The organism is Microbacterium sp. NPDC058389, from assembly GCF_042722305.1.
In the GTDB taxonomy this organism is placed as follows: Bacteria; Actinomycetota; Actinomycetes; order Actinomycetales; family Microbacteriaceae; genus Microbacterium.
Window position 1 is genome coordinate 509562 of record NZ_JBHXJQ010000002.1, and the last position, 13435, is coordinate 522996.

At 71.0% G+C, this 13435-nt stretch carries 13 protein-coding genes and 1 pseudogene; 9 read left to right on the forward strand and 5 right to left on the reverse strand.

From position 1 onward, the window contains the following. Positions 1–68 precede the first annotated feature (68 nt). Positions 69–635, reverse strand: a complete 567-nt coding sequence (locus ACFWJ8_RS05185) for a DJ-1/PfpI family protein (RefSeq protein ID WP_378809600.1) — start codon at positions 633–635, stop codon at positions 69–71. A gap of 113 nt (positions 636–748) precedes the next feature. On the opposite strand from ACFWJ8_RS05185, the gene ACFWJ8_RS05190 reads away from it, so the two are divergent. Both ACFWJ8_RS05190 and ACFWJ8_RS05195 read left to right on the forward strand, forming a co-directional pair. After that, positions 749–1513, forward strand: coding sequence for an IclR family transcriptional regulator (locus ACFWJ8_RS05190; protein WP_378809602.1), 765 nt, complete (start codon positions 749–751; stop codon positions 1511–1513). Between the two features lie 64 nt (positions 1514–1577). Continuing rightward, on the forward strand, positions 1578–2828 hold the full coding sequence (locus ACFWJ8_RS05195; RefSeq protein ID WP_378809624.1) for a CynX/NimT family MFS transporter: 1251 nt from the start codon (positions 1578–1580) through the stop codon (positions 2826–2828). A gap of 146 nt (positions 2829–2974) precedes the next feature. Here ACFWJ8_RS05195 and ACFWJ8_RS05200 read toward each other — a convergent pair whose 3' ends face one another. Beyond that, the gene (locus tag ACFWJ8_RS05200) at positions 2975–3172 is read right to left on the reverse strand and encodes a DUF3073 domain-containing protein (RefSeq protein WP_203580981.1); all 198 of its coding nucleotides are present in this window, start codon (positions 3170–3172) and stop codon (positions 2975–2977) included. 166 nt (positions 3173–3338) lie between these two features. Between ACFWJ8_RS05200 and ACFWJ8_RS05205 the strand changes: the two genes are divergently transcribed. Then, positions 3339–3878: a universal stress protein gene (locus ACFWJ8_RS05205; protein ID WP_378809604.1), complete on the forward strand. Its 540-nt coding sequence runs from the start codon at positions 3339–3341 to the stop codon at positions 3876–3878. 119 nt (positions 3879–3997) lie between these two features. Here the strand turns inward: ACFWJ8_RS05205 and ACFWJ8_RS05210 are convergent, their stop codons facing one another. Both ACFWJ8_RS05210 and ACFWJ8_RS05215 read right to left on the reverse strand, forming a co-directional pair. Next, positions 3998–4606 carry a PadR family transcriptional regulator gene (locus ACFWJ8_RS05210; RefSeq protein ID WP_378809606.1) on the reverse strand — a complete coding sequence of 203 codons (609 nt, stop codon included), beginning with the start codon at positions 4604–4606 and terminating at the stop codon, positions 3998–4000. Beyond that, complete coding sequence (locus ACFWJ8_RS05215; RefSeq protein ID WP_378809607.1) at positions 4606–5496, reverse strand: DUF4097 family beta strand repeat-containing protein; 891 nt, start codon at positions 5494–5496, stop codon at positions 4606–4608. Before ACFWJ8_RS05215 ends, ACFWJ8_RS05210 begins: the two co-directional genes overlap by 1 nt. 152 nt (positions 5497–5648) lie before the next feature. Here ACFWJ8_RS05215 and ACFWJ8_RS05220 point away from each other — a divergent pair, with 152 nt between their 5' ends. After that, the gene (locus tag ACFWJ8_RS05220; protein ID WP_378809609.1) at positions 5649–6437 is read left to right on the forward strand and encodes a MerR family transcriptional regulator; all 789 of its coding nucleotides are present in this window, start codon (positions 5649–5651) and stop codon (positions 6435–6437) included. Between the two features lie 67 nt (positions 6438–6504). Here ACFWJ8_RS05220 and ACFWJ8_RS05225 read toward each other — a convergent pair whose 3' ends face one another. After that, positions 6505–6669 carry a hypothetical protein gene (locus tag ACFWJ8_RS05225; protein ID WP_378809611.1) on the reverse strand — a complete coding sequence of 55 codons (165 nt, stop codon included), beginning with the start codon at positions 6667–6669 and terminating at the stop codon, positions 6505–6507. A gap of 223 nt (positions 6670–6892) precedes the next feature. Between ACFWJ8_RS05225 and ACFWJ8_RS05230 the strand changes: the two genes are divergently transcribed. The 5 genes and pseudogenes from ACFWJ8_RS05230 to ACFWJ8_RS05250 form a co-directional block, all read left to right on the forward strand. Then, positions 6893–7159: a Rho termination factor N-terminal domain-containing protein gene (locus ACFWJ8_RS05230; RefSeq protein ID WP_378809612.1), complete on the forward strand. Its 267-nt coding sequence runs from the start codon at positions 6893–6895 to the stop codon at positions 7157–7159. Positions 7160–7205: 46 nt separating this feature from the next. Continuing rightward, positions 7206–8174, forward strand: a complete 969-nt coding sequence (locus tag ACFWJ8_RS05235; protein ID WP_378809613.1) for a DNA topoisomerase IB — start codon at positions 7206–7208, stop codon at positions 8172–8174. A gap of 200 nt (positions 8175–8374) precedes the next feature. After that, the gene (locus ACFWJ8_RS05240; RefSeq protein ID WP_378809614.1) at positions 8375–8788 is read left to right on the forward strand and encodes a CrcB family protein; all 414 of its coding nucleotides are present in this window, start codon (positions 8375–8377) and stop codon (positions 8786–8788) included. After that, positions 8785–9162 (forward strand): fluoride efflux transporter CrcB, encoded by a 378-nt coding sequence (crcB, locus tag ACFWJ8_RS05245; RefSeq protein ID WP_378809615.1) that lies wholly within the window; start codon positions 8785–8787, stop codon positions 9160–9162. The genes ACFWJ8_RS05240 and crcB overlap by 4 nt, the downstream gene beginning before the upstream one ends. Positions 9163–9248: 86 nt before the next feature. Continuing rightward, positions 9249–12383: pseudogene (locus ACFWJ8_RS05250) on the forward strand (efflux RND transporter permease subunit); the annotation flags it as partial. Between the last annotated feature and the right edge of the window lie 1052 nt (positions 12384–13435).

Genomic DNA, 13435 nt, shown 5'->3' on the forward strand with positions numbered 1-13435 from the left:
GAGATCCCCGATCCACACGAGCACCGGCCCGCGGCGTCCCCCCGGAGGCCGCGGGCCGATGTGTTCCGCTAGGCCGTGACCTTCGCGCCCTCGAGCACCTCGAGGAACGCCTTCATCCACGTGCCGTTGTCGGGCCAGGCGCGGGCCGACACGAGATTGCCGTCGACGACGCCGCCGCCGTTCTCGAAGACGCCGCCGGCCAGCTCGACGTCGATCGCGAGCTCGGGGTACGCCGACGACGTACGGCCCTGCAGCACGCCCGCAGCAGCCAGCAGCAGCGGGCCGTGGCAGGTCGCCGCGACCGGCTCGTTCTGCGCGAAGAAGTGCTGCACGATGCGCTTCGCGTCGGCGTTGTTGCGGATGTACTCGGGCGCCCGCCCGCCAGGGACCACGATGGCGACGTAGTCGGACGGGTCGACGTCGGCGAACGCGACGTCGGCGTCCCACGTGTGGCCCGGCTTCTCGGTGTACGTGTCGAATCCGTCGACGAAGTCGTGCACGACGAACTGCAGCTTGCGCTTCTCGGGGGCGCCGATGTGGACCTCGTAGCCGGCCTCCTGCAGGCGGTGGTACGGGTAGAACACCTCGAGGGTCTCGGCGGCGTCGCCGGTGAGGATGAGGATCTTTTCGGACATGGCGGGTTTCCTCTCTGGACGTCAGTGTCGGGTCCCAGCGTCCGCCCGCTGCAGCCGCCGTCGCGAGCCGGATTCTCACGATGTGCGAAACGTGCCGGACGTACACTGACGGCATGAGCGCACCCCTGCGCGACACCGGCGGCATCCGTTCCGCGGATCGCGTGCTGCAGATCCTCCACGAGGTCTCGGGCGATGCCGAGGGGCTGACCGCCGCCGAGCTCGCGGTGCGGCTGGAGCTGTCGACGGCGACGACGTACCGGCTGCTGGCGACGCTGCAGACGCACGACTACCTCGTGCGCGGCGTCGACGCCCGCTACACGCTGGGCAGGGCGGTCGACGGGCTGGGGCGTGCGGTGCGGTCGCAGCTGGTCGCGACGCCCGAGGTGCGCGACATCCTCGCCCGCATGCGCGATGCGGCGCGCGCGCCCGCCTACCTCACCGTCTTCCGCGGTGACGACATCGCTGTCGCCCACGTCGCCGACTCGGCGGCGCACCCGCGCATCGGCCAGCTGCACGTCGGGTTCGCCGAGGCCGCGCACGTCACCGCCTTCGGCAAGCTCATGCTCGCGGCACGCGACGACGCCGAAGTGCGGCGCTTCCTCGAACGCCGCGGAGCTGCGGCTGTCTCGCGGCGATCGATCACGGGCGAGCGCGAACTGCTCGAGCAGCTGGACGAGGTGCGCGCGCAGCAGATCGCCGTCGAGGTCGAGGAGTACATGCCGAAGCTCGCGTGCATCGCCGCCCCGGTCAAGTCCCGCAGCGGGCGCACCGTCGGTGCGGTGTCGCTGTCGACGACGGCCGAGGACTTCGCCTCCCGTGCGCACGAGCTCGAGCGGATCGTGCGCCGCGGCGCGTGGCACGTGTCGAGCAGTCAGTAACCGCACAGGGCGGACAGTGGGTGCCGGGGCCGCCGGCATCCAGGCCCCATAGGCTGGAGGCGTGATGTCGACCCCGCGCCCGCTGTGGCAGGGGAGGACCCTCGCGGTGGTCGGGATCGTGCTGTTCGCGTTCTCGCTGCGCTCGGCGGTCGCCTCCCTCTCGCCGTTGTTCGATCACATCTCGGCCGAGTTCGACCTCCCGGCGGCGGTCATCGGCCTCATCGGGACGGCGCCCCCGGTCTGCTACGCGGTGTTCGGTCTGCTCACGCCTGCGCTGGAGCGTCGCTTCGGGCTGGAGCGCCTCGCCGTCGCCGCCATGGTCGTGGTCGCCGCGGGGCTCGTCGCACGCAGCCTCGCCCCCAACGCCGGTCTGCTGCTGGCGGGGACGGCGCTCGTGTTCGCCGCAGTCGGCACCGGCAACATCCTGCTGCCGCCGCTCGTGAAGCGCTACTTCCCCGATCGCATCGGGCTCATGACGACCGTCTACTCCACGACGATGGCGGTCTCGACGGCGCTGCCGGCACTCATCGCGGTGCCCGTGGCCGACGCGTCGGACTGGCATCTGTCGCTGGGGCTCTGGTCGGTGTTCGCGCTGGTCGGCACGATCCCCTGGATCGGCCTGGCGGTGCGCCATCACCGGGAGACGGTCGCCGCCGGTGTGCCCGACGTCGCCGACGCGGACGACATCGAGCGGCCGAGCCCGCGTGCGTTCGGACGCATGTGGCGGGTGCCGCTCGCGTGGGCGCTGCTGGTGACCTTCGCCGCGTCCGCCACGATGGCCTACACGTCGTTCGCGTGGCTGCCAAAGATGCTCGTCGACGTCGCGGGGGTGACCCCGGCCGCGGCGGGCGGGCTGCTTTCGCTGTTCGGATTCATGGGGCTGCCGGCATCCCTCGCCGTCCCGCTGCTCGTCGCCCGCTGGAACGCGACCCGCCTGCTCATCGGCGTCGCGATCGCGTGCGGGTTCATCGGCCTCGCCGGCCTGCTGTTCGTGCCGACCGTCGCGACCTGGCTGTGGGTGGCGCTGTTCGGGCTGGCCCCCCTGCTGTTCCCGCTCGTGCTCGTGCTGCTCGGCCTGCGCACGCGCACGCACGAGGGCGCGGTCGCGCTCAGCGGCTTCGTGCAGAGCATCGGCTACGGCATCGCCGCGCTGTTCCCCCTGGGCATCGGGCTGCTGCACGACGCCACCGACTCGTGGACCGGGCCGCTCATCGTGCTGGCGATCGTCGTGGCCGCCGTCATCCCTGCGGGCACGGTCGTGGCGCGGCCGCACACCGTCGAGGACGAGTGGGAGCGTCACCACGGCGCGTGGTGACGCTCGGGAGCGAACGGATCGCGTGACGGACGACCGCGGGCGCGCCGACGCGCGCGGTGCGGCATCCCGAACCTCGCGGACCGGGGAGATCGTGCGAGGCTGCGACGGACGTCATCGCGTGCGCGAGGCGCGGTGCGGTCGCGGTGTTACGCCTGCGACGACGAGAGCGGCGAGGTCTCGTCCTCGTCCTCGTCGTTGTACTGGTCGGCCCACTTGTCGACGTACTCGTCCTCGCTGTGGTGGCCGAGCTCGCGCTCGAGTGCGGAGTAGTTCACGTTGTACGTGTCGTACTTCAGCTCACGGGCGATCTTGGTGTGCTTCGCCTTCTGACGGCCACGCCCCATGCGAGACCCCCTCATTTAGAGTTGCGGGCTTTTGCGGGCTGTCAGCCTCGCAAACCCGGGCATTCACGAATCCGGCTTCGAACCGGTAAGAGTAGCATTCAGGATAACACGGAGCCCCCGCACCCCGGCGGTTCCGGAGCCACCGGTGCGGGAGGAGCGCGGACGTATGACCGACGAGGCATCCGAGACCGGCGGCGACGACGTCAGCGACGAACAGCTGCACGGGGCGGTGATCGTGGGCGTCGTGCCGGACCAGTCCACGCGCGTGCTGAAAGAGGGCGCGCGGTACGCGCAGCTCCTCCAGGCGCCTCTGGTCGTGGTGCACGTCGACGTCACGAGGTTCGTCACGTACGAGGACCCCGATGGGTACGTGCACTCCGCGCCCATCGACCTGAACATCGCGGCCGGCGAAGGGGATCTCACGAAGGTGAGGGATGCCGCCACCGCCGTGCTCGAGGGCACCGGCGTCGAGTGGGTCTCCCGCCAGCTCGTGGGTGATCCTGCGATGGCCATCAAGCATCTGGCCGACCAGGTGGACGCGCGACTGCTCGTCGTGGGCACCCGCAAGCGCGGGTTCGGCGAGTCCGTGCGCGAGTTCTTCACCGGCTCGGTCGGCGCGCGCCTGGCGCACCGCCAGCACCGCCCCATCCTCATCGTGCCGTTGGGCGAGCCGGTCCCGGACGACGAGGAGATCTGGCCGGCATAGCCGCATCGCCCGTGACCGCTCGTTGAGCGAGCGAGGAACGAGCGAGACGAAACGTGTTGCACGAGTTGCCTCGTGCGCCACGTTTCGTCTCGCTTCGCTCGCTCAACGACCGGAATGGCTCAGCCGCGCAGGGCGCGCGTGACGTCGCGGGCGACGCGGTCGAGTTCGGCGGTCAGCTGATCCACGACCGTCGCGGCGAGGTCGCCGCCGCGCGCGACGTGCGTGCGCAGGTCGCTGCGCACGCGGGCGCGGAACTCGTTCACCGACGCGTCGGCGCGCTGCAGCTGCTCGCGGGCGAGCACGCGCGGGTCGTCCTCACGGGGGCCCTGCGGCGTGGCGGCGCGCTCCTCGCGCGATGCGGCGGCGAGGTCGGCGCGCAGGCTCTTCATCGCCTCGCGGACGCTCCCGCGCACCTCGTCGGCGATGAGCCGCACCGAGTCGGCGAGGCCGGCCTCGATGCCCTCGAGCTCGCCGGCGCGGGCCTGCACCTCGGCGTGGCCCGCCTCGGTGATCGCGTACACGGTCTTGCGGCCGTCGACGCTCTTGGTGACCAGGCCCTCCTCCTCGAGCTTGGCGAGGCGGGGGTAGATCGTGCCGGCGCTGGGCGTATAGGTGCCGCCCGTGCGGTCCGACAGGGCCTGCATGATGTCGTAGCCGTGGCGCGGCCCTTCGTCGAGCAGGTTCAGCAGGTACAGGCGCAGGTCGCCGTGCGAGAAGACGGGGGTCATCACCACTCCGCCTCTTCCTCGCTCGACGCCGATGCCGGTGTCGGCTCGTTCTCCGGCTCGGCCGTGGGTCCGGCGGTCGCCCGCCGCAGCACCGTCACGTCGCCCGACACGCTGTGCGCGCGGACGTCGGCGAAGCTGCCGCTCAGCTCGCCCACCGAGCCCACGTAGTTGGTGGTGGGGCCCGAGCCGTTGCCCGAGCGCACGACGCCGTCGATCTGCACGCGACCGCTCACGCTGCGCACGACGTAGTTGGCGGGGTAGCCCTCGTCCAGGCGCACGGTGGCGTTGCCGCTGACGGTGTTGACGCTCACGGTGAGGATGTCGCCGGTCGAGTCGACCAGGGCGGCCCCCGACACGGTGTCGATGGTCGCCTTGCGCAGCGCGCCGGTCGCTGCGACGTCGCCCGAGACGCTGTTGGCGCTCAACGCGCCGACGAGCTCGCGCACCTGCACGTCGCCCGAGACCGCGTTGACCGACAGGTCGCCGGTGAGGCCGTCGACGATGATGTCGCCCGACACGGTGTTGAGCGAGGCGCTCTCGCGCAGGCCCGACACGAGGCCGCTGGCGCTCACGACGCCGAGGGTCAGGGCGACCTCGCGGGGCACCGCGACGCTGATCTCGGCGCGCGGACCGCCGGCGCCGAAGTTGCGGAACACTTCGAGGAAGTTGTCCCACCGCAGCTGCGGGTGGTCGATCTCGACGTGGTCGTCGGCGACCTCGATGCGGAGGTCCTTCACGGTGACGCCGTGCACCTCGATGCGGGCGCCGGGCTCGTCGTGGGCGATGACGTCGATCTGGCCGCCGACGAGGCCGATCTTGAGCGTGCGCACGGTCTCGATGTCGATCACGCGCGTCTCGCCCGGGTGGATGATCCACTTCTCCAGGGTCATGACTGCTTCTCCTGCGTTTTCTCTCGGGGGTTGGTCCACTTCGCGATATATCGCGTATGAAGAAGCGTAACACGATATATCGCGACTCTGTCAAGTGCTCTCGGAAAAGTTGTCTTGACCTTGACGCAACGTCAACCTTTACCGTGGAGGACATGAACGACGACGAGGAATGGTCGATCCAGCAGATCGCCCGGCTCGCCGGCACCACGAGCCGCACGCTCCGCCACTACGACGACATCGGGCTGCTCGCGCCGTCGAGCATCGGGCACAACGGCTACCGCTACTACGACCAGGCGGCGCTCGTGCGCCTGCAGCGCATCCTGCTGCTGCGCGAGCTCGGCCTGGGACTGCCGCAGATCGCGGAGGTGCTCGGGCGGGAGGCATCCGAGGCTCACGCGCTCGAGAGCCACCTCGCATGGCTGCGGCAGGAGCAGGGCAGGCTGGCGCGCCAGATCGCGTCGGTCGAGAACACCATCACGGCATTGAGAGGAGGTGAACGACTGATGGCAGAGAACATGTTCGACGGCTTCGACCACACGCAGTACAAGGACGAGGTCGAACAGCGCTGGGGCAAGAAGGCGTACGCCGACAGCGACCGCTGGTGGCGCTCCATGAGTGCCGACGACAAGGCCGCATGGCAGCAGCGGGTCGCCGACCTCGGTCGCGACTGGATCGCGGCCGCGGAGTCCGGCGCCGCCCCCGAGGGCGACGAGGCGCAAGCGCTCGCGAGGCGCCACGTGGAGTGGCTGACCGGCATCCCGGGCACCCCGGCGGCTTCGGCAGGCTCAGCGACCGGTGGAGGCGGCGACGTGAAGGCGTACGTACTGGGGCTCGGCGAGATGTACGTCGCAGATCCGCGCTTCGGCGCGAACTACGGCGGCACGAAGGGCGCCGAGTTCGTCCGCGACGCGCTGCGCGTCTACGCGGAGGCGAACCTCTAGCACCGGAACGAGTGGATGCCGCAGCCCCACGGGCCGCGGCATCCACTCTCTCTCGTTCCCGGTGTCGTCAGGTGTTGCGGTTTCCGGTCAGAACGCGGAAGAGGAACGCGATGAGAGCGATGACACCGACGATGATCGCGACCCACAGCAGCCAGTTCAGAGCGGAGCTCAGTCCGCCGACGATGGCGAGGATGATCGCGATGACGATGATGATGATGAGGGCGATGTTCACGGGGGTCCTCCTTGTGGGTGCCGGCGCAGCTGCACCGGTTGCCTCGTAGGCACACCATGAGATTGGCACCGGAACCCGTCAGCGACGTAGTGGGTTGACGCGGTCGCGTCGCCGGTGATACGCACCGCTACGGCCGCCGGTGACAGAAGTCAACCCCCGTGATCCGCCGGTCGAGCGCTCCTACGGTCGCGGTCAGGAGCACATCGACGACGAAGGAGGACCCATGCCCGGACGGCGCGGATCCAGCCTGAATGACCCCGATCTCTACGAGGAGCTGCGCGGCGAGGGGGCTTCGAAGGAGAAGGCGGCGCGCATCTCGAACGCGGCCGCGAGCCAGGGGCGCACGACGATCGGCCGTCGCGGCGGCAACGCGAAGGACTACGACGACCGCACCGTGCCCGAGCTGCGTACGCGTGCGAAGGAACTCGGGATCACGGGATACTCGGGCAAGAAGAAGTCCGAGCTGATCTCGATGATCCGCAACCACTGAGGCGGCGCCGCGGGCCGGCCTCCGGACTCGCAGGAACGGAGGACGGATGCCGAAGCTCGCGCGCGTGCGGCCCTACAGCGATGCGGGCATCCGCCGCGTCCGCGCGGGGTCCGGCTTCCGGTACGTCGACGCGCGCGGCCGCACGCCCGCCGCCCGTCAGCTCGAGCGCATCCACGCGCTCGTGATCCCGCCCGCCTGGCACGACGTGTGGATCAGCGCGCGTCCGGACGGGCATATCCAGGCGGTCGGCGTCGATGACGCCGGCCGCACGCAGTACCTCTACCACCCACAGTGGACGGCGGGCCGCGACCGCGGCAAGTTCGCCCGGTCGCTCGCGCTCGCCGAGGCGCTGCCCCGCGCCCGTGCGCGTGTCACGACGTCGCTGCGCCGCTCCGCGCTCGATCGGGAGCGGGTGCTGGCGGTCGCGTTCCGCCTCCTCGACGAGGCGGCGCCCCGCATCGGCTCCGAGCGCTACCTGTCGGCGCACGGCAGCCGCGGGCTCACGACGCTGCAGAGACGGGATGCCGCGGTCGAGGCATCCATCGTTTCGCTCGCTTTCCCGGGCAAGAGCGGCAAGCGGCAGCTGCTCGAGGTCGACGACGCCGACCTCGCCGCGGCGATCGAGCTGCTCGCGGCCGGACGGCCGCGCACACCCCTGCTGGCGTGGGACCGTGCCGGACGGCGCGTGCCGCTGACTCCCGCCGAGGTGAACGCGTATGTGCGTGCGCTCACCGGAGGACGGTTCACCGCGAAGGACTTCCGCACGCTGCGCGGCACGATCCTCGCCGCCGATGCGCTCGCCCGCATCGGCACCGTCGACACCGCCGCCGACCGCAAGCGCGCCGAGGTGCTCGCCGTGCGGGCCACCGCCGCCGCGCTCGGCAACACGCCCGCCGTGGCGCGCGGCTCCTACATCGACCCGCGCGTGTTCGCCCGCTACGGCGACGGGCACCTGCTCGACCTGTCGATCACGCCCGAGTCGGCGATCCGCGGGCTGCTGCGACCCGGGCGCTGAGCCGCTGCGGTCGCTGAGCCGGTGCGGTCGCTGAGCCGGTGCGGTCGCGGAGCTCGTGCGGTCGCTGAGCTCGTCGAAGCGCCCTTCGACAGGCTCAGGGACCGGGGGCACGCAGACTCAGGAGCCGGGGGGACACGCGGACTCAGGGACCGCGCCCTCGACGGGCTCAGGGGCCGAAAGCACGGGAGTAGCGTGGGGGGATGCCGCAGTCCGTCGACCCCCGCGTGCTCGGGGCGACGGTGCTCGGCGGGGCCGTGGGGGTGCTCGCGCGCGGTCTGATCATCGCGCCCGCCGCGGACCCGTCCGCCGTGCCGTGGCTGACGCTCGCGATCAACGGCGTCGGCTCGCTGCTGCTGGGAGTGGTCGTCGGCTGGCTCGACGACCGGCATCCGCTCGCCCGAGCGTTCCTCGGAACCGGGGTCATGGGCGGCTTCACGACCTACAGCGCGTTCGCGGTGGCGACGGCGCTGTGGGTGTCGACACCGTGGCTCGCGGGCGCGCTGGCGGCGGCATCCCTCGTCGCGGGCGTCGCCGGAGCCGTGATCGGGCTGTTCATCGGACGCCGGATCGCCGACGTGCCCGGCGAGATCGAGCCGATCGAGGACGCCGAGTGAGCCCGTGGCTGCTGGTCGCGGCGCTCGCCGGCGGCGTGGGCGCGGGGCTGCGCTACGTCGTCGACCGGTGGCTCACGCCCGCCCGCGGCGCGCGGTTCCCGGTCGGGATCCTCGTGGTGAACGTGTCGGGCTCGTTCGTGCTCGGCATCGTCACGGGACTCGGCTCTGCGATCGCCCCAGAGCTGTCGCTCGTGCTGGGTCTGGGCCTCCTCGGCGGCTACACGACCTTCAGCACCGTGTCGGTCGAGACGGTGCTGCTCGCCCAGCGGCACCGGTGGCGGAATGCCGCCCTGAACCTGTTCGGCACGCTCGTGCTCGCCGCCCTCGGGGCCGGGCTGGGGCTCTGGGTGGGAGCGGTCCTCTCGGGTGTTTGAGCGCATGAAATACTGAAAACCGATACACGTTCGTATCGTGCGGGTTCCCGCATCCATGCACCACCTCACCCAGCGAAGGCATTGCTGTGTCGAACCTCGCCGTCCTGAGCCTGAAGAACCGCGCACTGATCGCGCTGATCACGATCGTCGCCGCCATCTTCGGCGGGCTCGCGCTGACCAACCTGAAGCAGGAACTGATCCCCTCGATCGAGTTCCCCGCGCTGATCGTCGTCTCGACCTACCCGGGCGCGTCGCCCGATGTCGTCAACAACGACGTGTCCACGCCCATCGAGTCCGCCATCCAGGGCGTGCCGGGGCTCGAGGGCACCACCGCGACGAGCACCACGAACGCGTCGATCGTGCAGGCGACCTTCTCGTACGGCACCGATCTGGCGACCGCCGAGCAGAAGATGACGCAGGCGATCAACCGCATCCAGTCGACGCTGCCCACCGGGGTCCAGCCGAACGTGCTGTCGGTGAGCATCGACGATCTGCCTGTCATCCAGATCGCGGTCACCGGCTACGACGACGCGGAGACGATCCAGGCTCAGCTGGAGGCATCCGTCATCCCCGATCTCGAGGACGTCGAGGGTGTCAACGCCGCTCAGATCGTCGGCGGTGTGGGACAGCGTGTCACGATCACTCCTGACCAGGAGGCGCTCGCCGCGGCCGGCTACTCGCAGCAGGCCATCACCGACGCGCTGAAGCAGAACGGCGTGCTGTTCCCCGGCGGCGAGATCACCGAGGACGACCAGACGCTCACCGTGCAGACGGGCAGCAAGATCTCCACGGTCGACGAGATCGCGGCTCTTCCGCTCGTGCCGAGCGACGCCGAGCAGTTCTCGGGCGGTCAGAAGACCATCGGCGATGTCGCGACGGTCGTGCAGGAGAGCGACCCCATCACGAGCGTCTCGCGCGTGAACGGCGAGGCGGCGCTGACGATCGCGGTCACCAAGCTTCCCTCGGCGAACACGGTGGACGTCTCGCGCGGCGTCACTGCGCTGCTGCCGAGCCTGGAGGACGACATCGACGGCGTCGAGTTCACCGTCGTCTTCGACCAGGCTCCCTACATCCAGCAGTCCATCGACTCGCTCGCGCAGGAGGGCCTGCTCGGCCTCGTCTTCGCGGTGCTCGTGATCTTCATCTTCCTGCTGTCGGTGCGCTCCACGCTCGTCGCGGCCATCTCGATCCCGACGAGCGTGCTCATCACGTTCATCGGCATCCAGGCGTTCGGGTTCTCGCTGAACATCCTCACGCTCGGCGCGCTGACGATCGCCATCGGGCGCGTGGTCGACGACTCGATCGTCGTCATCGAGAACATCAAACGGCACTACATCGGCGACGCCGACAAGAAGACCGCGATCCTGCGCGGCGTGCGAGAGGTGGCGACCGCCGTCAGCGCCTCGACGATCGTGACGGTCGCGGTGTTCCTGCCGATCGCGTTCGTGGGCGATGTGACCGGCGAGCTCTTCCGCCCGTTCGCGCTGACGGTCACGATCGCGATGCTCGCGTCGCTGTTCGTCGCGCTGACGATCGTGCCGGTGCTCGCCTACTGGTTCCTCAAGCCGGGCAAGCCGCTGCTGGATGCCGCCGGCACGGCGATCGACCCCGAAGACGCCGCCGCGCCGCCGAGCCGCCTGCAGAAGTCGTACCTGCCGATCCTCACGTGGACGCTCAAGCACTCGTGGGTGACGCTGCTCATCGCGGTGCTCGTGCTCGCCGGCACGATCGCCCTCGCGCCGCTGATGAAGACGAACTTCCTCGGGGACTCGGGGCAGAACACGTTCACCGTCACTCAGGATCTCGGACCCGCGCCGAGCCTGGAGGCCGAGACGGCCGCGTCCGAGCCGGTCGAAGAGGCGCTGCTCGGCATCGACGGCATCGAGACCGTTCAGGTGTCGATCGGCTCGAGCGGCTCCGCCCTGCGCGATGCGTTCAGCGGCGGCAGCGCGGGCATCACCTACTCCATCACCACCGACCCCGACGCCGACCAGGTGGCGCTGCGCGAGGACGTGCAGGACGCGCTGGCCGATCTCGACGACGTGGGCACGCTCACCGTCGGGACGGGCAACGGCGGTTTCGGCTCGAGCGACATCGAGGTGGACGTGACGGCTCCCGACGCCGACACCCTCACCACGGCGACCGACGCGGTGGTGGATGCCGTCACCGGCGCGGAGGGCGTCGGTCAGGTGTCGAGCAACCTGTCGGCCTCACTGCCGTACATCGCCGTCACCGTCGATCGCGACAAGGCCGCACAGCTCGGCCTGTCGGAGGTCGCCGTCGGCGGTCTGGTCTCGGCAGCGATGCAGCCGCAGCAGGCCGGCACCGTCGAGATCGACGACACGACGCTGACCGTCTATGTGGCGGCATCCGATCCGCCGGCCTCGATCGACGAGCTCAAGGCGCTTCCGGTGCCGAGCGCGGCGGGCATGGTCCCGCTGTCGGACGTCGCGACCGTGGAAGAGAGCAACGGGCCCGCCTCGATCACGACCGAGGACGGTCAGCGCACCGCGACGGTGACCGTGTCTCCGGCGACCGACGACCTCGCCACGGCGACCGCGTCGGTCACGCAGGCGATCGCCGATGCCGACCTGCCCGCGTCGGCCGACGCGGCGATCGGCGGCGTCGCGTCGCAGCAGGGTGACGCGTTCTCGCAGCTCGGACTCGCGATGCTCGCGGCGATCCTCATCGTCTACATCGTGATGGTCGCGACGTTCAAGTCGCTGCGTCAGCCGCTGCTGCTGCTGGTGTCGGTGCCGTTCGCGGCGACCGGCGCGATCCTGCTGCAGATCATCACGGGCGTGCCGCTCGGCGTCGCCTCGCTCATCGGCGTGCTGATGCTGATCGGCATCGTGGTGACCAATGCCATCGTGCTCGTCGACCTCGTCAACCAGTACCGCGTGAAGGGCCTGTCGACGCACGACGCGACGCTCGCGGGCGGGTCGCGCCGTCTTCGGCCGATCCTCATGACCGCGCTCGCGACGATCTTCGCTCTCCTGCCGATGGCGATGGGCCTCACCGGACACGGCGGATTCATCTCGCAGCCGCTGGCGATCGTCGTGATCGGCGGTCTCATCTCGTCGACGGTGCTGACCCTTCTCGTGCTGCCCACGCTGTTCAACCTGGTCGAGGGTGCAAAGGAGCGGCGCGCTGCGCGTCGTGCCGGCGGGGACGGTTCCGCCGAGCGCGGTGACGGTCCGGCGCCTGAGGACGAGGGCCCGGACGAGGGAACGGAAGCCGCCGAAGGCGAGCTCGTCGGCGCTGCCGTCGCCGCGCCCGGCGTCCCGTCCGCCGCCGCGGGTGCGGCTGCCGCCGGTGCGGTGGCCGCCGGAGCCGCGGGCGCCGGGTTCGAGACCCGCCGAGAGCGTCGTCAGCGCGAGGCGGCGGGCGGCCGCAAGGGCGCCGTGGCCGCAGAGACCGCGGCGGTGGTCGTGCCGGTGATCGAGGAGGGCCCCGACGTCGAGGTGCCTGCATCCGAGCCGGCACCCGCGGCCGCAGCGATCGAGGCGGAGCCGGTGGATGCCGTCGAGCCGGCGGATGCCGTCGAGCCAGCGGACGCGGTCGAGCCGGCGGACGCGGTCGAGTCCGCGGTTGCCGATGCCGAGCAGTCGGAGCCTGGCGTCGCGAACGAGGCCGAGACCGACGAGCAGGCGGAGACGGAGACGGTGGACGAGCCGCGCGCCGACGTCGTCGACGCCGTGCCGACCTTCGCCCCGGCGGACGCGGACGCCGCGACCGAGGTCGAGCCGGAGGCGGAGGGTGCGCCGGAGGCGGAGGGTAAGCCGGAGTCGCCGTCCGAGGCTGGGTCGCCGTCCGAGGCCGAGGACCAGGCCGAGGACCACGCGGAGCCCGCAGTCGAGACGGAACCGGAGCCGGAGGCCGACCCGGCCGAGGCCGCGGGACCCTCGATCGAGGAGCCCCTGACCGACGACGAGCCGCGAGACGAAGCCGCCGAGGCGGACGAGTCGGAGCACGAGGAGACCGCGTCCGACCCCGCGTCGGACGAGTCCGAGCCTGCGCCCGACGCGCCGGAGGAGTCCGAGCCCGCCGACTCGGAGACGGCCCCGGTCTCGGAAGAGCCGGAGGAGTCCGCGGTTCCTCAGCCCGAGTCCGAGGAGTCCGAGAGTCCCGACGAGCGCGAGCGCCGCGACGACGCCTGACGCCTGAAGATCGAGAGGGGGGGGTGGGGCGCGGCGCCGGCGGCGCCCCCCCCGGGGGAAGTGGGGGGGCGCCCGCCCCCGGCGTGGAGAACACGGGGGGGGGGGGGGCGCAA

Excerpts from the sequence above, each read along its gene's own strand:
- ACFWJ8_RS05205 (WP_378809604.1), top strand. The coding sequence starts at position 3,339 with ATGACCGACGAGGCATCCGAGACCGGCGGCGACGACGTCAGCGACGAA.
- ACFWJ8_RS05210 (WP_378809606.1), bottom strand. The coding sequence starts at position 4,606 with ATGACCCCCGTCTTCTCGCACGGCGACCTGCGCCTGTACCTGCTGAAC.
- ACFWJ8_RS05220 (WP_378809609.1), top strand. The coding sequence starts at position 5,649 with ATGAACGACGACGAGGAATGGTCGATCCAGCAGATCGCCCGGCTCGCC.
- ACFWJ8_RS05185 (WP_378809600.1), bottom strand. The coding sequence starts at position 635 with ATGTCCGAAAAGATCCTCATCCTCACCGGCGACGCCGCCGAGACCCTC.
- ACFWJ8_RS05190 (WP_378809602.1), top strand. The coding sequence starts at position 749 with ATGAGCGCACCCCTGCGCGACACCGGCGGCATCCGTTCCGCGGATCGC.
- ACFWJ8_RS05195 (WP_378809624.1), top strand. The coding sequence starts at position 1,578 with ATGTCGACCCCGCGCCCGCTGTGGCAGGGGAGGACCCTCGCGGTGGTC.
- ACFWJ8_RS05230 (WP_378809612.1), top strand. The coding sequence starts at position 6,893 with ATGCCCGGACGGCGCGGATCCAGCCTGAATGACCCCGATCTCTACGAG.
- ACFWJ8_RS05240 (WP_378809614.1), top strand. The coding sequence starts at position 8,375 with ATGCCGCAGTCCGTCGACCCCCGCGTGCTCGGGGCGACGGTGCTCGGC.
- ACFWJ8_RS05200 (WP_203580981.1), bottom strand. The coding sequence starts at position 3,172 with ATGGGGCGTGGCCGTCAGAAGGCGAAGCACACCAAGATCGCCCGTGAG.
- ACFWJ8_RS05215 (WP_378809607.1), bottom strand. The coding sequence starts at position 5,496 with ATGACCCTGGAGAAGTGGATCATCCACCCGGGCGAGACGCGCGTGATC.
- ACFWJ8_RS05235 (WP_378809613.1), top strand. The coding sequence starts at position 7,206 with ATGCCGAAGCTCGCGCGCGTGCGGCCCTACAGCGATGCGGGCATCCGC.